Raw genomic sequence first — 21,259 nt, 5'->3', positions numbered from 1 at the left:
CAAGCCGGCCGGAAGGTTGTTCTTCACCTTCTGGACGAATTGGCTTATGACTCGAGGAGTTAGGTCCTGGAGCTAGACAACCCTAATATTGCTTCTTTACTCTTGATTAACCCGTTCTTCCTTTACGATTTTGTATAGGTCTGCAGCATCTTCTTTACGTGTTGTTTCCTTTAAGTTTAAAATTTCGACAGTAACTAATTTTTGACCAAACTTCACTAATAGTTCATCACCAATTTTGACATTCGAACTCGCTTTTCCAGCGATACCATTTATCGAGATTCTCCCTTGGTCAGCAATTTCTTTTGCTAATGTTCTTCTCTTTATCAATCTTGATACTTTTAAAAATTTATCTAGTCTCATATTTATCCCTCTTTTTCTATTTTCTTTGCTTCGTTCCAATATTGATCCATTTCCTCCAAGGACATATCTTGAAGCGCCTTTTCCTTTTCCAATGCCTTTTTTTCGATGTAACGGAAACGATCATAAAACTTTTTATTCGTAGATGATAGAGCTTCTTCAGGTTCTATTTTATAATGTCTTCCTACATTTATGAGTGCAAATAATAAATCACCGAATTCTCTCATTAAGAGTTGCTGATTATTGGATAGATTTAATTCATTCTCAAACTCAATTATTTCTTCCTTTACCTTATCCCAGATACCATTAATTGAAGGCCAATCAAAACCAACCTTTGCTGCCTTTTTCTGAAGATGGAAACCTTTAGAAAGAGCAGGGAGTGTCTTTGAAACAGCATCAAGAATCGATTCATTATCTTGGGATCCCTTTTCTTCACGTTTGATCTCATCCCAATTAGCGAGTACTTCCTCCGAATCTCTTACAGTTATTTCACCAAACACATGGGGATGTCTACGAACCATCTTATCTGAAATACCTCTTATGACATCGTCAATTGAGAACATCCCTTCATCCTCACCAATTTGGGCATGAAGAACAACTTGTAAGAGGACATCTCCTAACTCCTCAATTACATGATCTATATCATCTTCTTCAATTGCCTCTAGAAGCTCATAACATTCTTCAATTAAGTACCGCTTTAAGGATTGATGTGTCTGTTCCTTATCCCAAGGGCATCCATTAGGACCGCGTAATGTAGAAATAATTTGTCGTAATGAGGTAAATTGGTGGTGTAAGTCAGCCTCATTTTTGACTGGTGGGATATATACACTCGTTAAATTATTTACACTTGTTTCACGGTCGAGTTCATAAAGTGCTACCTCTTTAATTTGTTGGCTTTCACTACCTGCTGCTGTAACAATTTTCACTAAATAATCATCCGGCAACTGCTCCATTAGTGTTAGCTTAACGTCAGATGCAACCATCTGATCATAAACCTGTGTAATAATAATATGTCCATTCAATTGTAGTGCTTCACTATTTAAAGTTAGTGCATCCACAAGTTGAAATCCATCAATTGGGTCAATTTCAAGGACCTGAAAGGTTGCATCAAGAAAGCTCTGGCCACCTTGTACAACTATTGTATAACCTCTTTCCCTTCCCTCACTCAATAGAATTTGAACGGTTTTTTCTGCTACGAGTGGATGGCCTGGTACTGCATAAACAATACTCTCATCTGTAGCCTTTTCCATTAACACCTCTGCAATTTTTTGATAAACATCACCAAAGTTATTATTCTCTTCATATATTGAGTCAAATGATTCGTAGCTTATTTGTTGATCTATTTCTTTAATAACTGGGTGCTCTTTTGTCCGTAAGTATAAATGCTCCGTCTTTGTAATTAATTGATATACGCCAAAGGGCAACTGATTTAAGTCTCCGGCACCTAAACCAACAATAGTAATTGTCTTTGCCATCTATAGACCTCATTTCTGTTATTAAATAATGTTTTTTATAATTGGGACGAATTGAAGCTCGTTATGGGAGAATACCTTAAACTTAATAATTAACCAGCCATACACACTACCACCTATAAACATACAAATAAACGTTACTACGGTTGCATAAAACCGATTATCCAACTCCCAAAATAACCCAATGCTATTTAACGAAATCGTTAACGTACCCATCATCATTAAGGTGGCTAGTCCTACTTTAACTAAACTCTTACTTTCTGTAAAATAGTAGCCCTTCACAACCATATAGATAACTCCGATTGCAGCAATGATAAAAAAAGAAACTAATGTTGAAATAGCCGCTCCTAAAACACCATATAACGGGATTAGCCATATGTTCATACTGTATTTAACGACAATACCTACTATGACTGATAGTGCTGGAATATAGGTATAACCTAAACCTTGTAGAATAGCAAAAACAGTTAAGCAAAGTGAGGTAAATAAAATTGAGCCACTTAAAACCATCAACTCAACTGACCCAGAATCATTCGTAAATAACATAACATTTGCAGGTCTCATGATTGAGATTAAGCCTGCTGTTGCCCCAGCACCTATAACAATACACACCTTTAATGCCAGGTTGACCTTATCCTGAATGACACTAAAGTTCTTTTGTACCTGCGCACTTGCGATAATAGGTACGAGTGACAGGGCAAGCGCCGTTGCGACTACAGTCCCTAATTGAATTAATGGTTGACCGCGGTCATAGACACCCTTTGTCTCTTTTGCTAAAACCTCTCCCATGCCACCATCAATTAAAAGTGCGTATAAATTTAGTGCATCTATAAGTTGGATTAAGATCAGCAATAAACTACTTATGCCAATTGTCCAACTGTATTTAATGAGTGCAGATAAAATGCTCAAACTATGTATCGGTGCTGAAACATTCCACTTAATTGCCGTATGCCTTTTTTTTCTAATCCAAATCATTACTAACATGATAAGAGCAGCAAGACTTCCAACTATTGAACCGACTAATGCACCAAAACCTACTTCATATAGATTTCTACCAGATATTACCATTAGATAAGAAGCGAACAAAATACAGACTACCCTTATTCCCTGCTCAATAACCTGTGAAAAGGCAGTAGGTTGCATATTTTGTTGTGATTGAAAGTATCCTCTAATAATCGAAGTAAACGGTATAATTAAAAAAATAATCGCAGTAACTTGAATAAGTGGCGTTAAGTGTGCATCACCCATATAAATAGCTAAATTATCAGAAAACAGATAAAATGTTGTGGCTATTGTAAGTCCAATCAATAGTAAATAAAGAAATGCAATCGTCAAAATCTTAGATCTAATTTGATTCGATTTATCATACCCAAAATCTGTCATCACTTTTGAGATCACAACTGGAAAACCAGATGTTGCTAAGATGATACTCATTCCATAAAACGGATATACTTGTTGGTATATATAAAAACCGATATCTCCTACTATATTTTGAAAGGGAATTCGGTATGCTGCACTCATTACTTTTGTAATAAGCCCCGCTATTGTTAGGATAACCGCACCCTGAAATGCAAGGCTCACATTATTCTTCTTAACGTTCATTCCCTTCCCCTCTCATTACATACATCTAGCTTATTATATCACACCTATTTTACACTACTTGGTAATTTTTGTGCTGTGAAAACACCTAGAAAAGAGTATGCGCCTTGGTAGCCCCGACAAGCATTCGACTTTTCTCAAAATAAGGCTGCTTGAGCTATATGTCAAGCGCTTACCCGCAGAACCATAAATTTTATAACTTCGAAGACTACAAAAAAGAGGAGCAAAAATTGCCCCTCTTTTTTGATACAAGAATTAATGTTCCATTTGGCGAGCTAGAAATCCTGCAGCCGTTTCAACAGCCTTATGTTCAACTTCTCCCATTGTCTGATCCTTCGAGAAGATGATTACAGCCCCGATTGGATCCCCATTGGCAATGATTGGACCAATCGTATATGATTTAATCTCTTCACTAAGCCCCTGGACAATTTGAGTATCACCAGCATCAGCCAGCAAAACAGAGCTTCTATCTTCCATGACTTTCTCAACAGCTTCACTAATTGCCTTCGTCAAGTATTCCTTTTTAGACCCACCTGATACAGCAATAAATGTATCCCTGTCACATATTAATACTGGATGACCTAAACTGTCGTATAAAGCATCTGCATATTCCTTAGAAAAATCACTGAGTTCACTTATTGGGGAATATTTTTTTAGAATAACCTCACCATCGCGATCCACAAATATTTCTAAAGGGTCTCCTTCACGAATTCGGAGGGTTCTCCGAATTTCCTTTGGTATTACTACACGACCTAAATCATCAATTCGACGAACTATACCAGTTGCTTTCATCTTATGTTGCCTCACTTTCATCGGATGATAGGAAAAAAGATGACTGTTTATTCCTGTTAAATGGTAAGTTACTTGTGTTTGAATTCTTACCTGTTTTTAAGAAATGTAAAGCTCTAGGTGTCACCGACACTAATACAGTTAACAACCTATACAATTTCACCACTTTAAAAAACCTTATTTACAGGAGTGAATCTTTATGTAACAATCACCATTTGTTGAATTTAGTATCCTTCACATAAGGTGTAATATACATCTCGAAAGTGATTTTTTAACATTTTTGATAAATTGCAACTATTCATCCTAGCCTTTAGCTTTAAATATTAAACATGAATCGCTCTTTTGCTTTCCCCTTTTGGTAGAAAATACGAACAAGACGTCAATGCTATCAGCTATTTCGTGACTTTCTGTTTTTTTACCTGAGCCAACCCATTTAACAATTCATCAATGATGATCAACCACTTTTTCGTGTCTAATCCTTTCGTTGCAATTGTCATTTTTAATCTACTACCATCCATACCTAATCCAACGATCCGATTATACTTGTTACTTAATTCAAACAACCTATGACCATCAATTGTATTACTTGCTTCTTCTTCTATGAGGATATTGATTACATCCTTTTCTTGCTTAATAAGCTCAACACGTTCTTGAATAGCGAATACTTTTATCTTTGCAATTTGGAATAAATAATCAACTTCGACAGGATATTCTCCAAACCTATCAACGATTTCTTCCTGAAGTTCTTCTAATTCTTGTAAAGTGGTAATCGCTCTAAAGCTCTTATACATATCAATTTTTTGACGTCCATCTGCAATGTACTCCTGTGGTAAATAAGCATCCACTTGTAGATCAATCTCGACATCAATTGCCTTTTCTTTAGGTTGATCAGTTTGTCTTTCTTCTATTGCCTCTTTTAACATTTGTGAGTATAGATCGAATCCTACTGAGTCAATAAATCCATGTTGTTGAGCACCTAGTAAATTTCCTGCCCCCCGGATCGAAAGATCGCGCATGGCAATTTTAAATCCAGAACCTAATTCGGTAAACTCTTTGATAGCTTGTAGCCTTTTCTCAGCTACTTCGGTTAACACTTTATCTTTTCGATGTGTGAAATAAGCATAAGCAACTCTGTTCGACCTCCCAACTCTTCCTCTCAGTTGGTAAAGCTGTGATAACCCCATCTTGTCTGCTTCATTAACAATTAATGTATTTACGTTAGGAATGTCTACACCTGTCTCAATAATTGTTGTACTGACTAAAACATCGTACTCCCCTTCAAGGAAGTTAAGCATCACTGACTCAAGCTCATTTTCTGACATTCTTCCATGTGCATAGATAACCCTTGCATCTGGAACAAGCCTAGAAATTTCCTCTGCTTTACGTTCTATATCTTCAACACGATTGTATAAGAAGAATACTTGGCCCCCTCTTGCCAATTCACGTTCAATCGATTCTCTTACTAAAACCCCGTTATATTCGACCACATAGGTTTGAACAGGAAAGCGATTTTCTGGAGGTGTTTCGATAACAGATAAATCACGTACCCCTAGCATCGACATATGTAACGTTCTAGGTATTGGTGTTGCCGTTAATGTAAGAACATCTACATTTGCTTTCATCTGCTTAATCTTCTCTTTATGTGTTACACCGAAACGCTGCTCTTCATCAATAATTAATAAACCTAGATCCTTATAAATAACATCTTTTGAGAGAAGACGATGTGTCCCAATTAACAAGTCAACTGTTCCATTACTTAACCTTTTTTTCGTTTCAGTTATTTCTTTCCTTGTTCTGAAACGGCTTAGTAAGCCTACAGTTATTGGATAATCTTGAAATCTCTCTCTTATCGTTTCAAAATGCTGTTGAGCAAGAATGGTTGTTGGTACTAGTAATGCAACCTGTTTGCCATCAGCAATAGCTTTAAATGCTGCTCTTATTGCAACTTCTGTTTTGCCGTAACCAACATCTCCACACAAAAGTCTGTCCATTGGACGTAGTCGTTCCATATCTTTTTTGATTTCTTGGATAGAGCGAATCTGATCTTCTGTTTCTTGATATTGAAAGGCTAACTCGAATTCTTTCTGCATTTCCCCATCTGGTGAAAATGCATAGCCCTCACTAGCCTCTCGTTCTGCATATAACTTAATTAGATCATCTGCAATATCTTGAACAGATGATTCTACCTTCTTTTTAACCCTACGCCAATCACTGCCACCAAGCTTGTAGATTTTAGGTTCCTTACCTTCTGAACCAACGAACTTTTGTACCTGATCAATTTGTTCGACAGGTACATATAGTTGATCACTGCCTTGGTAACGGATATTTAAGTAATCTTTATGAATCCCATTAATTTCAAGTGTTTCAATCCCTAAATATTTCCCAATACCATGATTGACATGGACTACGTAATCGCCAACACCTAACTCGGAATAGCTTTTAATTCTTTCTGCATTTGAAAGCTTCTGTCTTCTTACTTGTTTTTTAACTCTCTTTTTAAAAAGCTCTTCTTCTGTAATCACTGCAAGCTTTTGCATCGGTAGTTCAAAACCAGTCTGAAGATCACCTTCCATAATCGAAGCATTCCCACTCATTACGGATTCCTTGTCAGTTAGGATTGTTGCTATGATTTCATACTCCTCTAACACTTGCTTTAATTTTTTTGCTCTTTCATCATTAACCCCTAAAAACACAACAGCATAGTTGGATTTTTTCCAGCGCTCAAGTTCATTTTTCAAAACATGCATTTGCCCATGGAAATTTTGCATTTGTTTACAGGATAAATTTAAGATGTTTTGTGGACTTGTATGAGGAACATGTCTTAAAAACAACGATAAATAGACTAATGGATGATCAGATTTCGCTACAGCATCAACATATGAATGTGACATCTTCACATCTTGGATAATCTTTCCGTCCTCAAGTAGATTCGTATACCACTCAGCTTCTTCTCTATCTAATTGATCATATGTTTCGTGAATTCTACCGATCTCGTCTAGAATGACGACAGATTCATCACTGAAATAATCTAGCAAACTAGCAGGTTCCTCATAGAAGAGGGCTGAATATTTAAAGATATCTTGATTCATTTGGTTATTTCGTAAGCGCTCTAAGTCATATTGAATATTTTCAATAAGTAATTCTTTTTGTTGTTCACTCTTCATATTTTTTAGACTTTTTGCTAAACCGACTTCTATCGCTTGAATACTTCGCTTTACTGAGTCTTCATCGATAAGCATTTCAGTTGCAGGTCCAATTGATATTTCCTTTAGCATGTCTATGGATCTCTGATCATCTATATTAAACGAACGAATGGAATCAACCTCAGTATCAAAAAGTTCAACTCGAATTGCATGTTCTTCTGTTAAAGGATAAATATCAAAGATTCCACCACGCACACTAAATTCTCCTGGTGCATTTACCATTCCAACTCTTTCATAACCTAGTGAAACAAACTTCCCCATCACCTGTTCTAAGTCAATTTCTTGTCCTACCGTCATTTTTAGCTGATTCTCTCGCCAAAGGTCCATAGGTGGAAGTAAACGTCTAATGCCAGCTACAGGGGCAACGATGATGGATTTCTTGCCTTCAGCTAATCTATTAAGAACCTCTATTCTTTGAGCCTTTAACTCCGGACTAGCAATTGCAACCTCTGAAGCAATTAAGTCATTAACAGGGTAAAGATAGACATCTTTATTTAGAAGATGAACCAAGTCCTCATAAATCTTCTGTGCTTGAAACAAATTATGTGTAACGATTAACATTGATTTGCTTACATCATTATAAAGAGCTGCTGTAAACACAGTCCTAGCCGAACCTGATAATCCAGCTACAAGTTGTTCTTTTAATCCTTCTTTAATCCCTGAGATAATCGTTTTAAAATCATCTGTTTCATTAAAATATGTTTGCAAGTTATACAAGGCTAAATCCCCCTCTCAGTTAAATGATTGATATATCTATTTTTTGAACCTCTTTATCGTTGCATACAAGAGCATAAGCGGAACGCATTCTTATTATTATTAATTAAATGGGCCTTATTTGACTACTAAACCGAATTTCAAAACAGAAAAATGCTTTGGGATTGTACCCAAAGCTCTTAGCGGTGGTTATTTTCGCAAAGTATGTTGTTTTTCGTATGAAGTCAAACTTTACGTATCTAACCTTTTCTGATGCCTTTTTCGCCCATTATTTCTTACTATTCTTTTATTGTAAAACTACTTGTAGGATTTGTGCAGCTTACCTTTTTTGAAAAGAGCTTATTGTATAAAACTCTCAAATTGATGAAGATCTGGATTTCGGTTTAAAGCATCCTGACAATCTTCGCAAATTGTTTTTATTTCAATATCACCATTTTGCTGATAGGTAATCATCTCTTGTCGTTCATCATTTGATAAAAGGTCAAATCCTAACTGCTGACTTGAAACAGAGATATTGTCAATGCTTCCTACTTTCACACTACAATGCCGACAATGATAATGCAGAGCCATATTTGCCTCCTGAAAGGATTTGTTTTAATGATAGTATGTCCACTTAGACGATCATTATACATGGCTTTACAATTCATATATTGGCTAAAGGCTGTTTTTTCAAGGATTATTGTTTTTTGTATAAGGAATTACTTTACGCTTTTGGCGCCGGTCCTTTAATTATATTCATTCATAACCTGTGTAAATGAGGTTGAGAGCCATTTTACACAAGCATCAGAGGAACGTTCAATTGCTTCATTTATTCCTTGCTCATTCTCTTTTGTAAAATGTCCTAGAACATAATCTGAAATTTTCATTCCATTATTAGGACGATCAATCCCGACACGAATCCTGTTAAAGTCTTGAGTAGCTAGGTGTAAGATCATTGATTTAATACCATTATGTCCACCAGCACTACCTTTAGTTCGTAATCGTGTCTTGCCTACAGGTAAATCAAGATCATCATAAATAACAACGATATCTTCATCATTTATATCATAAAAATCCATCAAAGGACGAATACATTCACCTGACAAATTCATGTATGTAAGTGGTTTTAATAATATGACTTTCTCTCCAGAAATATGTCCTACTCCATATATCCCATTGAATTTTTGGCGATCAAGGGGAATAGTTAAATCTTTAGAAAGTTTATCAATAACCATAAAACCTACATTATGTCTTGTTTTTTCATATTGTTTCCCTGGATTTCCTAATCCAATTATGAGTTTCATAACGAGAAGTCCTCCTAACAAAGCTTCCTCTTACCAACTGGCTGCTTTCCAATGAGTCTAAAATCTTCAACATTAGGAAAGAGCCTACACTAATCATCTACCTCTATTATATACTTTTCACTATACTTTTACATATTAACTTTCTACAGTTTAAAAATTACATAAATAATACCGACCCAAAAGAAAGTGTCAGCCCTCTCCAATATACATAAGTATGGTTGTCCTACTTATGTATATTGGTGGAAGGCTGACACTTTTGGATCAGCAACCAAGCTAACTTATTGTTCTCTTCCTTCTTCATTCACTGGTGTTCCAGCCTCTTGCTCCTCACCACTATCGATTTCTTTTTCTTGTAAAGGAGGAAGGATTGAGGCAACAACTTGTTCCTCATCTTGTATAAAGGTATAGTCATTTTTTTTAGGAAGATCTTTTATTAAAATGGTCTCATTCACTTCTAAATTCTCGATATCGACCTCAATCGATTGTGGGAATTTTCCGGGTTTAGCACTGATTGTAACAAGATGTAGTGGTTGCTGTAATACACCACCATCTTTAACTCCTCGTGAATCGCCAATTAATTGAATTGGCACCTCAACCTCCACAGCTGATTGCATATCGACAATATGAAAGTCCGCATGTACAATCTCATTTTTCAGTGAATCCGTTTGCATATCATAAAGCATAACGTCGTGAGATGTGCCCTCAACACTTAGATTAATAATTGAATTTTTCCCTTCATCTCTAAGTGTTTTGATAAGTTCAATACTATCTATTGCCACAGCCTTACTTTCGGATGCCTTACCATAAATTACAGCCGGAATTTGACCCGACTCACGAATCTTCCTTTTAGCTGAGTTAGTGAATTTTGTTCTTGTTGTCGCATTTAATGTTGTCATATAAACACCTTCCTAACATTTTTCAACCATATCTATTGTTTGCCCAATTCAAAGAAGGTATAAACATTTTTTGGAACAATGGCGATATCAAATGAATTTAACTATTTTACCAACCCTTTCAATTCCAGGTTTCGCCAGTCTTCTAAGGTGGACTATTCGAATAAATTCGTGATCAACTTCAAAATGTAAAATAGACAAAAAAACACCTATTCCAAATAGGATTCTGGTGAGTAACAAATATCTAACTCACCAGAATCCTATTATTGAATAAGTATTTAATCCAAACAATTTGTTTTTTCAATCAAAAAGTAAACTTACAGATTGTTGTTCGTGTACACGTACAATTGCCTCGCCAATTAATGGAGCTACTGATAACTCAACCAACTTATCAATTCGCTTTTCATCTTGTAGAGCGATAGAATTCGTCACGACTAGCTCTTTAATTTTAGAGTTTTGAATTCTATCAATAGCTGGTCCAGATAAAACAGGATGCGTACAACAAGCATATACCTCTTTCGCTCCGTTTTCGACTAGAGCATTGGCTGCTAACGTAATAGTACCCGCTGTGTCAATAATATCGTCAATAAGAATCGCTGTCTTCCCTTCAATATTACCAACAATGTTCATCACTTCAACCACATTAGGTCTAGGGCGTCTTTTATCTATAATCGCTATCGGAGCTTTAAGTTTATCAGCTAACTTACGTGCGCGTGTTACTCCACCATGATCTGGGGAAACAATGACAATATCCTCTAATTCCTTCCCTAGGAAATATTCTCCCAAAATAGGAACACCCATAAGATGATCAATAGGAATATCAAAAAATCCTTGAATTTGAGGCGCATGAAGATCCAATGTAATGACACGTGTTGATCCAGCTGTTTCAATTAAATTCGCTACAAGTTTAGCTGTAATTGGCTCCCTTGCTCTTGCCTTACGATCTTGCCTTGCATAACCATAATAAGGAATAACGATATTAATGGTTTTAGCAGATGCACGTTTTAGAGCATCAATCATAATTAATAGTTCCATTAAATGTTCATTTACAGGACCACTTGTTGATTGAATAATATAAACGTCACAACCACGAATACTTTCTTCAATATTTATTTGAATTTCCCCATCACTAAAACGTGTAACAGAACATTCCCCTAAATCAACACCAACAACATCGGCAATTTCTTTTGCTAAAGCTGGGTTAGAGTTTAGCGTGAATATTTTTAAACTAGAATCTCCATAGCGATTAGACATGGTTAAATGAAAACCTCCAATAGGTATTATTATTTTAAACGATCAACGTAATTTTCTTTATTTATTTGTCTTGCCCTTGCAACTGTTAATGCATTTTCAGGGACATCATCTGTGATCGTTGATCCTGCTGCGACGAATGCACCTTTTCCAATTGTTACTGGTGCGACAAGATTAGAATTACATCCAATAAATGCACCATCTTCTATCTTTGTTAGGAACTTATTTTTGCCATCATAATTAACCGTGATAGATCCACAACCAAGGTTTACATCTGCACCGATTTCCGCATCTCCGATATAACTTAAGTGAGAAGCTTTACTACCTTTACCCATTGTCGACTTCTTAATTTCCACAAAGTTTCCAATTTTAACTTCATCTGAAATCGCCGATAAAGGGCGTATATGCGCAAAAGGACCAATTGTAACATCATTGCCAATTTCACTATCATGGGCAACAGATTGACGAATTGTTGTTCCATTTAATACGGTACAATTTTTTATTTCTGTATTTGGTCCTACGTTACAATTTTCACCGATTACCGTTTCACCAAGTATCATTGATCCTGGGTAAATAACAGTATCTCTCCCAATAACAGCATCTGATGAAATGTATGTGTGATCAGGATCAATAAGAGATACACCATTTCTCATATGTTCTTGATTGATCCGTTGCTTCATAATTTTTTCAGCTTGTGATAAGGCAATTCGATCGTTCACTCCTAAAGTCTCTTCAAATGACTTCGTTTGATGAGCAGAAACAATCTTTCCTTCCTTATTCAGAATCTCAATTACATCAGGAAGATAATACTCTCCTTGTACATTATCATTTGAAACCTTTGATAACGCACTAAATAATGCTTGATTATCAAAGCAATATGTACCTGTATTGATTTCCTTAATCTCTCGTTCTAATTCAGTTGCATCCTTATGTTCCACTATTTTTGCTACTGCACCTGACTCATTGCGAACAATACGACCATACCCTGTAGGCTCATCAGCCTTTGCTGTTAAAATAGTTGCCATAGCATTGGTCTCTTTGTGATGATGTATTAAAGAAGACATTGTTTCTGAAGGGATTAGCGGTGTATCACCACAAATAACAATTGTTGTTCCTTCTTCTCCTTCTAAAAATGATGCAGCCTGTAAAACTGCATGCGCAGTGCCAAGCTGTTCACTTTGCAGTGCATATTCACTAGTATCACCTAAATGAGATTTAACTTTTTCAGCTCCGTGGCCAACCACAGTAACAATCTTTGCTAGGTCTAATTTAGTAACTTGATCTAATACATGCTGTACCATTGGTTTACCACATACAGGATGTAAAACTTTATAAAGTGAAGATTTCATCCTTGTGCCCTGACCAGCAGCAAGTATAATTGCGAACCGATTTTCCATTTACTAGGCCCCCATATAAATATCTAAATTTTGAACTTACTATTTTATTAGTAATACCTTTTAATCCTTAAAAAATATATCTTAAATCCACCTGCATTTCAAGATATCAGGAAAAAGTACATGATATTTCTAATTTTATCACAGTTTTACTTATTCGAATGCAATTATCTTACTTTAACGATAAACAAAGATAAACTTGTGTCAGTGATCGAAACAAGTAAGCGTGTACAAAAAGGATGCCTTATAAAATAGCAGTAGATTACTTTAGAAGATAGTAAATATACGGAATAGATTATGTTAGTATAGTTGCCTAAATACCTAAAAATAATTAAGAAAAGCGGAAGTTGTCCGATGTTGACTGATCATATGAAGATGGGTGAAGGACTAGACGCTGGATTCTGGAGCTGACCACCATACCAAAAACATTGATAAGGTCTAATGACAATTAAATGATTGGATTTTACAAAGCAAGAAAACAACATTTTTATGAAAAATAGGAACGAGGCTTTAATAAAAGTGGGTTTTTCCGTAATAAATTGTGGTCGTGGTCGTTTCTTTGTTTTATTTAGTTTTATTCTCTTAAAATTATTAAGCCATAAAAAGACTCTATAAATGACTCTAAAAAAAGACTCTGCAATTAAGCAAAGTCTTTTTCATATTTTATGAAGCACCTGCTTCTTCAAATTCAACTTCTAGTTCACCTAAGCGGTGGTATTCAGCTAATACAGCATCTTGTATCTTTCCGCGTGTATTAGAGTTAATAGGGTGTGCAATATCTCTGAACTCCCCATCAGGAGTGCGCTTACTTGGCATCGCAACGAAGAGACCGTTATTTCCATCAATTACACGAATATCATGAACAACAAATTCATGATCAAGCGTAATAGATGCAATCGCTCTCATACGACCTTCGGTATTTACGCGGCGTAATCTTACGTCTGTAACTTCCATTCTGTTCACCACCTTTTCCCCCATATGAAAAACTTATGTAACTAATTCAACATTATTTTCCTTATTCCTGCATATTTTGAAAATTATTTTAATTATATGGGTGTTTAAATTAGTTATAGGGTAGATGTTTCTCTTGAAAAATTGTTTTCTATAGGGGCGCAAGTGTTACAATTTATCAGTAGTTATACTTTTAAATCGCAATGAAAGGGAATAAGATGAGCAAATTAGCATACCATTTAAAGTATGTAATAAATCAGATACGAAGAAATTAATCGCACAAAGCAATACTACTCTTTTCAGTTAATATTTTGCTAATGCTCGAAGTGTTAAAATGAGAACCACAATTTATAGAAAGAGACTTTAGAAAAGAGGCCACGGCAAAAAACCAACCGCATACGAACGATTGGCAACGATACTTTATTAAGCTATTTCACTTGATCGCTTTTTTCCCTAAATGAATATATGATAGAGGGGCCTATTTTGTAAGTGCGATTACTTCTATTTCCACTAATACATCCTTAGGAAGACGCGCAACCTCTACACAAGATCTTGCTGGTTTATGATCAGCAAAATATTGCCCATACACATGATTAAAATCTGCAAAAGAATTCATATCTTTAAGGTATACTGTAGCTTTTACAACCGTATTTAAAGATGCACCAGCCTCTTTAAGAACAGCTTCTAGGTTTCTAAATACTTGATGGGTTTGTTCGGAAATATCTCCTGTTACTAAGTCTCCTTCTGCAGTAAGTGGAATTTGACCTGAGCTATAAAAGAGATTACCCGTAATTACACCTTGGGAATATGGACCAATAGCTGCTGGTGCTTGATTTGTACTAACAATTTTCAATCTAATCCTCTCCTATCTCTTTATCGTTGATAACTTGGAAATACGTACCGGATTTTACTTCAATGTGTTTCTCACGTGTATCAACATCGGTTAATTTAATTAATGAGATGTATTCGTCTACCAATCTCTCTTCAACACCTTCAGTTTCAACAAGAACACCAATGCCCGCTACATTAGCACGGAACTCTTCTAACAAGCTAATCATCCCATTGATCGTGCCTCCGGCTTTCATGAAGTCATCAATAATTAATACGTTTGATCCTTCTTTTAAGCTTCGTTTTGCTAATAGCATTGTTTGTATTCGTTTAGATGAACCCGAAACATAGTTAATACTTACAGTAGAACCTTCAGTAACCTTACTATCCTTCCTTACAATTACTACTGGAACATCTAGCTGTCCTGCAACTGCATAAGCGAGAGGAATTCCTTTTGTAGCTACCGTCATAACGACATCAATTTTACGGTTACTAAAAACAGTAGCAAATAATCTTCCAATTTGATTGACAATGGAAGGATTTCCTAAAATATCGGTCAGATATAAATAACCACCTGGAAGTAGTCTCTCTGGTTTAGCTATTAGTTCACAAAGCTCGTCTATTGTTTGTTTTGCTTCTTTTAATTCTACTTTAGGAATAAATTTCACTCCTCCAGCAGCTCCGGGTACTGTAAGTAATGTACCAATTCCATGTTGCTCAAATGTTTCTTTAATAATAGTTAAATCTTCACTTATAGATGACTTAGCTGATAAATATTTCTCAGCAAAATATGTTAAGGGCACTAATGAATGTGGATGATGAAGCAAGTAGTTTGTCATATCAACAAGACGTCCACTACGGCGAAATTTCATGAAATAGTAACCTCCAAAATCCGAATATTATTAATGTAAATATAACTTAATATCCGTATTTAATCAAGGCTGTTTCGCTCTCCTAACATCCTTACTGCGTAAACCTGATCACAAAAGCCCCTTAATCCATTGTAAACTCTTGGTAAGCGTGATTCATATTGAACAAGTCCAAAAACAGTAGGGCCACTTCCACTCATTAGAACTGCATCAGCACCAAATCGCTTCATTTGGTCTTTGATATTTGCTACCTCTGGATACATATCTAGAGTAACATTCTCTAATACATTCCCCATAAGATTGCATATTTGAATGTAATCACTAGTCTTGATTGCTTCTATCATTCCATCAACATCTGGATGAGTCACTGAGTTTATCTTTAGATTTTTATAAACATCTGCTGTAGAAACACCGATAGTCGGCTTAGCAAGAACAACCCAACAATGTGGTGGTGGATCGATATGATGAATGATTTCGCCTCTACCTGTAGCTAAAGCAGTTCCACCATATACACAAAAAGATACATCTGATCCAATCTCTGCACCCAGTTCAGCTAATTGGTCAAGGCTCAAACCCAAATTCCATAACCGGTTTAATCCTCGTAATGTTGCAGCTGCATCACTACTGCCACCAGCTAATCCTGCTGCTACAGGAATGGTTTTTGTGATCGAAATTGAAATTCCTTTTTTAATATTAAAGCGTTCCTTTAATAACTTAGCTGCCTGATAGGCTAAATTCCGTTGATCATCTGGAACAAAACGATTATGTGAAACAATTCTTATTTCCCCAGTTGAGATTTCAACAAGCTCAACACGATCTGCTAGATCAATGGTTGTCATAATCATTTCCACTTCATGAAACCCGTCTTTCCGTTTATGAAGGACATCTAATGATAAATTAATTTTTGCTGGTGCCTTTTCTAACACTCGCATCGTATTCACCTACTTAACGATCTAAAATTGTATCAACATTGTACCATAAAAGTCGGTATCGTATTTCCCTTTTCGACAATTTCAGTTGTTAAAGCATTCCGAAATGTCCAAGGCTTTAATACTTACTCACGTAGAAGTAATTTCTTGACCAAAGTTTTTCATTTCCGGAATTAGACAGCAGCTGAATTTTATCGTACCAAGCTATGTTTAACATCCTTCCTTACAAAGAAAGGATATTGAAAGAAAAAAGTGAAAGTGGACATTATTTTCTACTATCCTAATTACCCCTCGATTTATAAATAAATCTGCCAACCCATAGAATGGCTATGTAATAAGGAAATAAAGGGCTGCTACAAGATCAGTTCTCCTGTATGAGATACTTGACCTTAATAGTCAGCCCTGCCGCTCATTTTATATTGCCTATCTTCTCAAACGGTCATTTGAAACTACTTTCTGTTTATTGTTTATTTTGTTGGGCAAGTTGTGATTCTGCTATTTCAATTGCACGCTTAACCATGTTACCAGCATCACGAGATCGAATTGCTCCCCAACCATCTTCTTTAACCGTTTCATAAAATCCCAAGTCTTTAGCTAATTCATACTTAAAGCTCTCAGACATAACCCCACGACGTCTGCCCATACTGTAGACACACCCTTTCAAAGGATTAAATGGATGAGTATAAAATGAGAAACACTGCGGCACTTTTATTATTTGTGTCCCTTTCCTTATTATGTGTGGCAAAAGTTCCTTTTTTTGTTGCGGTCAATGAAAATACAAGTTCTGTTAAGTATAGCCACAGTACAAGAATTCTATCGTTCTCAAAACAATTTAAAAATAGGCTGACTCCTATTAGAGTCAACCCCAGAATTACTATATAACAACGTTCGTGATTTTCAAGTTTATAGAAGCTCTGCCGTTACAAAGACCCTACCACTTATTAAGGTAGGTCATTTACGAAAAGAAAAAACAGTAAACAATTTGCTGTCTACTGTCCACTAACTGCAAATGAACCTGATGCATCTTCGAAAAATGTTAATTCGACAGTTTCAGTTAATACATCGGCATAGCTGTAAGATACACGTTCAAAAGAATTTTCATCTTGATCGAGTTCAATAACAAAGACAGATGGATAGGTTTCTGCTAGTACACCACAGCGTTCTATCGTTTTTCTACGACCACCGTTTGCTTTTAAAGTTAGTCGTCTGCCAAGATTACCATCCAAGGACTTTTTAATATCCGTTAGAGTTTTTCCCATTGCATCCACCTCACTAAGATTATTATACACCTTTTGCCTATGTAAGTCAAATAAAATTTAAATTATATCAATAACTTTTCCCTTCTGTCAACAAATTATTTTCAACAATATTCTTATTCTATCTATACTAGTGTGTTCTAACTTGTACGATAATATGTGTAAAAATGAATGTTTTTTTTATATTTAGCTTTAATGTTCTTTTTTTAGGAGTTATTTATTAAAATAAGTGGTCTATTTTTATTTAAAATCAGGAAATAGACAGTGGTCATAACAATCAATAAGCAGTACAAAATTTGTCACTTTTTAATTCTTTCTTTTATTTTTTTGTCGACTATATATAAAAGTGAATGTGTAGACTTAGATTTGATGACGACAAAAAAACTAGGTGTATTCTTCATTTTAGATGGTAGTGTTCCCCCTTAATTAGCGGTAAATATAAAACATAAAAGGCAAGCACTTAGAAAAAGCCACTTACATCATAAATAATAAGCGGCAATTTATTATTGATTACCATTACTTTGTCTTCGATATGGCATACCTGTTCTAAGGACCCCTTTTGTTTCGATACCACCTAATCCCTTTTCTCTTGTTAAGGTATTACGAAGCACATCCCAAACATTCATTCTCTCTACAAAAGGTGTGAAGCTAACCTTTGCAACAATATAGACTGGATCTAGAGCATGAATGTTAACTCGAGAAGGAGAACTTGCAAAGTTAGCACCTGAACGAATTAGTGATTCAAAATGGGATTGACATGCTCCTGCAAATATAACTAACTGGTCTAAGTGTGGGACCTTTTGACGCGCATTGCGCACAGTCTGGACAAATTGTTTAGAATGTCGATATGCATTTAGATCGTCTATATCTCCCTTTTGCTTTGAGTATGCATCATGGCCGGTTATTACTAATATATCTGGTCGGTATTTATCAAGCAGACCAATAATCTTATCCGGCATTTCATTTTCACTAATATGAACCCCATTAACAGGAACCCCAATTTTTTCATACAACGATAAACACTTTTGTAAATAGTGTGGGTCACCATCAACATGCAAGACCCTACCTGGTATATGGAAAAACTCCTCGTTATGGCTATAACTAGAAGTGGCATAATACTCCTGTTTTTCTCGTAATAATTGATAGTCCTGCCTAAATAATAAGGTCGATTGGTCAATGATCTCTTGTTCCTTTAGCTTACGATTACTTTTCTCCTCCTCATCTACTACTATAAGGTCAATACAGTCTGCATCTGCGATTAATCTAACCTCATCACCATATAAAATGGCTAGCTGCTCTCCTGTAACCGTTGTTTTTAGATCAATAACTCTAAATAACAGGTCAAGCTGATAGGATTTTCTCGCGACAACATCTCCAATTTTCACCTGCATGTATATCACTCCAATAATTAGAAAAGCATTAGCACCCGGGCCTGTGAATCACTGTCCTCAGCTAAATGGAGCTGGTGCTGAAGCTAAACACTAAAAATTTTTAGTTACTTTTTCTTTTTCGCTTATATAGTAACGAATCCTTTACTTCACTAATAACTATTATAAATCGCATATATAAGAGGACCCTCACACTATATAAAGTGGATTTTAGACGTTCTTAGAAATCTCCATGGAAAACCAACCATTCGTTACTTGTTAACTATCTAACATGGTTAGCCCTTCTCTCCAAATAAGGTTCTTTTACAAAATATATCCTTTTCTAGCCTATGAAATATTTTTTAATTGGTGATTTTCCTGCATAAAAAAAACAAGAGCCTACTATCGCTCTTGTTAGATATTTAGGTTCTTTTCTACAAGTTTGTTGCTAGTAGAAGTTATTAAAGATAGGCATTATCCTTAAATCTAAACTTTGTTAGCAAAATAACATTGCGAAAGAACCATTTATTTAGTCGTTTATTATGAATTTGTAAACTAATCTTTAGAAGTCAGGGAGATTCTAAGAAAAAACAAAAGGGCTGACCCATCTTGTATTTATTTGAGAGGTTAGCCCTTATAGGTCAACCTCTTATTCATGTATATCCTTCTTATTAAAAACTCGATCTAAGGCGTCGCTTAATCTTGAGAATTCCTCTATTGATAACGATTCACCTCTTCGTTTACCATCAATTTTAACGGATAAGAGCGTCTCCTCTATAAGAGACTTTAATTCTTTCCCATTTGGAAGGAAATGAACCAAGTTATTTAACAGTGTTTTACGCCTCTGAGCAAAACTGGCTCGGACAATTTGAAAAAAGAAGCTTTCATTTTCTAGTGTAACTATTGGTTTCTCTCTTACTAATAGGCGAATGATCGCTGAATCCACATTCGGCTGTGGGACAAATACTGTTTTTGGAACTGTCATTACCGTTTTAGCTTCGGTATAGTATTGCACCGCAATTGAGAGTGAACCATATTCTTTAGTGGAGGGTTTCGCTGAAATACGATCCGCTACTTCCTTTTGCAACATAACGACGATTCCCTTTAATGGCAATTGTTCTTCTAATAATTTCATAATTATTGGAGTTGTCACATAATAAGGAAGGTTAGCGACTACCATTATTTCCTCACAATCATGAAAGTTATCTTCAATCGCTTCTTTTATATTTGCTTCTAATATATCCTGATGAATAACTGATACATTAGGGTAAGGGGCTAACGTCTCTTTTAATATTGGCAGTAACCGTTGATCAATCTCGAAGGCTACAACCTTTTTTGCTCTTCTTGCAAGTTGTTCAGTTAATGCCCCGATTCCCGGCCCAATTTCAATTACTCCTGTTTGATCGGTTACATTCGCATGGTCGACAATCCGGGAAAGTATATTTGGTTCAATGAGGAAGTTTTGTCCTAAGCTTTTTTTAAAGGAAAAGCCATATTTCTCTAGTATTGCCTTTGTTCTAACTGGAGTTGCAATATCCTTTATCATTAATTATTTTCCTCCTGTAGGATCTTGATTACTGCTTCTATGTATTCTTCTCTACTTATTTGAAACATGTGCAGTCTTTTGTATAACTGTTTTCCATTCGTATAGCCAATTTTTAAGATAATACCTAATTTTTCGCGTCTTGCCTTTGATTTATTTCCTCCCATAAGACCAGCATCTAATATATCATCTAGCGTTATTTCGCTCCTGAATTCACTCATTTCCTCTTTAACTGATTGTAGTGCCATTCGAATAGATTCATCTGTTGCATGCTCGACTCCAATACCTTTACCGCTTTTTGGCCTTGCTTCTGACTTTGTCAAAAAAGCATGCTTACAACCAGGAACCTTTTCAGAAATGATTTTTCTTATTTTTTCTCCTGGAAAGTCAGGATCTGTAAATATAATAACCCCTCTAGTTCTTTGAGCAAGTTTAACTTGTTCAATAACCGCTTCACCAATTGATGAACCATTCGTTTCTATTGTATCAGCATCAACAGCTCTTTTAATAGCTGTTGTATCATCTTTCCCTTCAACAACAATTATTTCTTTGATTTTCATA

General features: G+C 35.6%; 19 protein-coding genes. All 19 read right to left on the bottom strand.

Annotated features, from left to right (window positions below):
* Window positions 1-96 precede the first annotated feature (96 nt).
* Window positions 97-360 carry an RNA-binding S4 domain-containing protein gene (locus AC6CHR_RS24095; RefSeq protein WP_498251700.1) on the bottom strand — a complete coding sequence of 88 codons (264 nt, stop codon included), beginning with the start codon at window positions 358-360 and terminating at the stop codon, window positions 97-99.
* A 2-nt stretch (window positions 361-362) separates the two neighbouring features.
* Window positions 363-1,832, bottom strand: a complete 1,470-nt coding sequence (gene yabN, locus AC6CHR_RS24090; protein WP_498251699.1) for a bifunctional methyltransferase/pyrophosphohydrolase YabN — start codon at window positions 1,830-1,832, stop codon at window positions 363-365.
* Window positions 1,833-1,853: 21 nt separating this feature from the next.
* Window positions 1,854-3,431 (bottom strand): putative polysaccharide biosynthesis protein, encoded by a 1,578-nt coding sequence (locus AC6CHR_RS24085; RefSeq protein WP_498251697.1) that lies wholly within the window; start codon window positions 3,429-3,431, stop codon window positions 1,854-1,856.
* A 252-nt stretch (window positions 3,432-3,683) separates the two neighbouring features.
* The gene (spoVT, locus tag AC6CHR_RS24080) at window positions 3,684-4,220 is read right to left on the bottom strand and encodes a stage V sporulation protein T (RefSeq protein WP_498251696.1); all 537 of its coding nucleotides are present in this window, start codon (window positions 4,218-4,220) and stop codon (window positions 3,684-3,686) included.
* Between the two features lie 389 nt (window positions 4,221-4,609).
* Complete coding sequence (mfd, locus tag AC6CHR_RS24075) at window positions 4,610-8,137, bottom strand: transcription-repair coupling factor (RefSeq protein WP_498251695.1); 3,528 nt, start codon at window positions 8,135-8,137, stop codon at window positions 4,610-4,612.
* Window positions 8,138-8,473: 336 nt separating this feature from the next.
* Window positions 8,474-8,704 (bottom strand): anti-sigma-F factor Fin, encoded by a 231-nt coding sequence (fin, locus tag AC6CHR_RS24070; protein WP_498251693.1) that lies wholly within the window; start codon window positions 8,702-8,704, stop codon window positions 8,474-8,476.
* Window positions 8,705-8,859: 155 nt separating this feature from the next.
* Complete coding sequence (pth, locus tag AC6CHR_RS24065) at window positions 8,860-9,417, bottom strand: aminoacyl-tRNA hydrolase (RefSeq protein ID WP_498251692.1); 558 nt, start codon at window positions 9,415-9,417, stop codon at window positions 8,860-8,862.
* A 278-nt stretch (window positions 9,418-9,695) separates the two neighbouring features.
* Entirely contained in the window at window positions 9,696-10,313 is a 618-nt protein-coding gene (locus AC6CHR_RS24060; protein ID WP_498251691.1) for a 50S ribosomal protein L25/general stress protein Ctc, read from the bottom strand.
* A gap of 297 nt (window positions 10,314-10,610) precedes the next feature.
* Complete coding sequence (locus AC6CHR_RS24055; RefSeq protein ID WP_498251690.1) at window positions 10,611-11,564, bottom strand: ribose-phosphate diphosphokinase; 954 nt, start codon at window positions 11,562-11,564, stop codon at window positions 10,611-10,613.
* Between the two features lie 29 nt (window positions 11,565-11,593).
* Window positions 11,594-12,958: a bifunctional UDP-N-acetylglucosamine diphosphorylase/glucosamine-1-phosphate N-acetyltransferase GlmU gene (gene glmU / locus AC6CHR_RS24050; RefSeq protein ID WP_498251689.1), complete on the bottom strand. Its 1,365-nt coding sequence runs from the start codon at window positions 12,956-12,958 to the stop codon at window positions 11,594-11,596.
* A gap of 660 nt (window positions 12,959-13,618) precedes the next feature.
* Entirely contained in the window at window positions 13,619-13,909 is a 291-nt protein-coding gene (gene spoVG / locus AC6CHR_RS24045) for a septation regulator SpoVG (RefSeq protein WP_046517517.1), read from the bottom strand.
* Between the two features lie 475 nt (window positions 13,910-14,384).
* Window positions 14,385-14,759: a RidA family protein gene (locus AC6CHR_RS24040; protein ID WP_498251688.1), complete on the bottom strand. Its 375-nt coding sequence runs from the start codon at window positions 14,757-14,759 to the stop codon at window positions 14,385-14,387.
* A 1-nt stretch (window position 14,760) separates the two neighbouring features.
* Window positions 14,761-15,606, bottom strand: coding sequence for a pur operon repressor (purR, locus tag AC6CHR_RS24035; RefSeq protein WP_498251687.1), 846 nt, complete (start codon window positions 15,604-15,606; stop codon window positions 14,761-14,763).
* Window positions 15,607-15,665: 59 nt separating this feature from the next.
* Complete coding sequence (ispE, locus tag AC6CHR_RS24030; protein WP_498251686.1) at window positions 15,666-16,535, bottom strand: 4-(cytidine 5'-diphospho)-2-C-methyl-D-erythritol kinase; 870 nt, start codon at window positions 16,533-16,535, stop codon at window positions 15,666-15,668.
* 457 nt (window positions 16,536-16,992) lie between these two features.
* Window positions 16,993-17,175, bottom strand: a complete 183-nt coding sequence (locus AC6CHR_RS24025) for a small, acid-soluble spore protein, alpha/beta type (RefSeq protein ID WP_498251685.1) — start codon at window positions 17,173-17,175, stop codon at window positions 16,993-16,995.
* Window positions 17,176-17,521: 346 nt separating this feature from the next.
* Window positions 17,522-17,791, bottom strand: coding sequence for a biofilm formation stimulator Veg (gene veg / locus AC6CHR_RS24020; RefSeq protein WP_498251684.1), 270 nt, complete (start codon window positions 17,789-17,791; stop codon window positions 17,522-17,524).
* A 500-nt stretch (window positions 17,792-18,291) separates the two neighbouring features.
* Window positions 18,292-19,179 (bottom strand): sporulation peptidase YabG, encoded by an 888-nt coding sequence (gene yabG, locus AC6CHR_RS24015; RefSeq protein WP_498251683.1) that lies wholly within the window; start codon window positions 19,177-19,179, stop codon window positions 18,292-18,294.
* A 625-nt stretch (window positions 19,180-19,804) separates the two neighbouring features.
* On the bottom strand, window positions 19,805-20,701 hold the full coding sequence (gene rsmA / locus AC6CHR_RS24010; protein ID WP_498251682.1) for a 16S rRNA (adenine(1518)-N(6)/adenine(1519)-N(6))-dimethyltransferase RsmA: 897 nt from the start codon (window positions 20,699-20,701) through the stop codon (window positions 19,805-19,807).
* The gene (gene rnmV / locus AC6CHR_RS24005; RefSeq protein WP_498251681.1) at window positions 20,701-21,258 is read right to left on the bottom strand and encodes a ribonuclease M5; all 558 of its coding nucleotides are present in this window, start codon (window positions 21,256-21,258) and stop codon (window positions 20,701-20,703) included. The genes rsmA and rnmV overlap by 1 nt, the downstream gene beginning before the upstream one ends.
* Window position 21,259 lies beyond the last annotated feature (1 nt).

The organism is Metabacillus sp. GQ13 (genome assembly GCF_059758525.1).
Note: the sequence above shows the minus strand (reverse complement) of the source record. Positions and strands in the feature narration are given on the sequence as shown.

Coding starts and splice junctions, on each gene's coding strand:
- AC6CHR_RS24025 (WP_498251685.1), bottom strand. CDS start 17,175: ATGGGCAGACGTCGTGGGGTTATGTCTGAGAGCTTTAAGTATGAATTA.
- AC6CHR_RS24095 (WP_498251700.1), bottom strand. CDS start 360: ATGAGACTAGATAAATTTTTAAAAGTATCAAGATTGATAAAGAGAAGA.
- glmU (WP_498251689.1), bottom strand. CDS start 12,958: ATGGAAAATCGGTTCGCAATTATACTTGCTGCTGGTCAGGGCACAAGG.
- ispE (WP_498251686.1), bottom strand. CDS start 16,535: ATGCGAGTGTTAGAAAAGGCACCAGCAAAAATTAATTTATCATTAGAT.
- spoVT (WP_498251696.1), bottom strand. CDS start 4,220: ATGAAAGCAACTGGTATAGTTCGTCGAATTGATGATTTAGGTCGTGTA.
- spoVG (WP_046517517.1), bottom strand. CDS start 13,909: ATGGAAGTTACAGACGTAAGATTACGCCGCGTAAATACCGAAGGTCGT.
- AC6CHR_RS24060 (WP_498251691.1), bottom strand. CDS start 10,313: ATGACAACATTAAATGCGACAACAAGAACAAAATTCACTAACTCAGCT.
- AC6CHR_RS24055 (WP_498251690.1), bottom strand. CDS start 11,564: ATGTCTAATCGCTATGGAGATTCTAGTTTAAAAATATTCACGCTAAAC.
- purR (WP_498251687.1), bottom strand. CDS start 15,606: ATGAAATTTCGCCGTAGTGGACGTCTTGTTGATATGACAAACTACTTG.
- rnmV (WP_498251681.1), bottom strand. CDS start 21,258: ATGAAAATCAAAGAAATAATTGTTGTTGAAGGGAAAGATGATACAACA.
- yabG (WP_498251683.1), bottom strand. CDS start 19,179: ATGCAGGTGAAAATTGGAGATGTTGTCGCGAGAAAATCCTATCAGCTT.
- yabN (WP_498251699.1), bottom strand. CDS start 1,832: ATGGCAAAGACAATTACTATTGTTGGTTTAGGTGCCGGAGACTTAAAT.
- rsmA (WP_498251682.1), bottom strand. CDS start 20,701: ATGATAAAGGATATTGCAACTCCAGTTAGAACAAAGGCAATACTAGAG.
- AC6CHR_RS24085 (WP_498251697.1), bottom strand. CDS start 3,431: ATGAACGTTAAGAAGAATAATGTGAGCCTTGCATTTCAGGGTGCGGTT.
- fin (WP_498251693.1), bottom strand. CDS start 8,704: ATGGCTCTGCATTATCATTGTCGGCATTGTAGTGTGAAAGTAGGAAGC.
- veg (WP_498251684.1), bottom strand. CDS start 17,791: ATGGGAAAAACTCTAACGGATATTAAAAAGTCCTTGGATGGTAATCTT.
- pth (WP_498251692.1), bottom strand. CDS start 9,417: ATGAAACTCATAATTGGATTAGGAAATCCAGGGAAACAATATGAAAAA.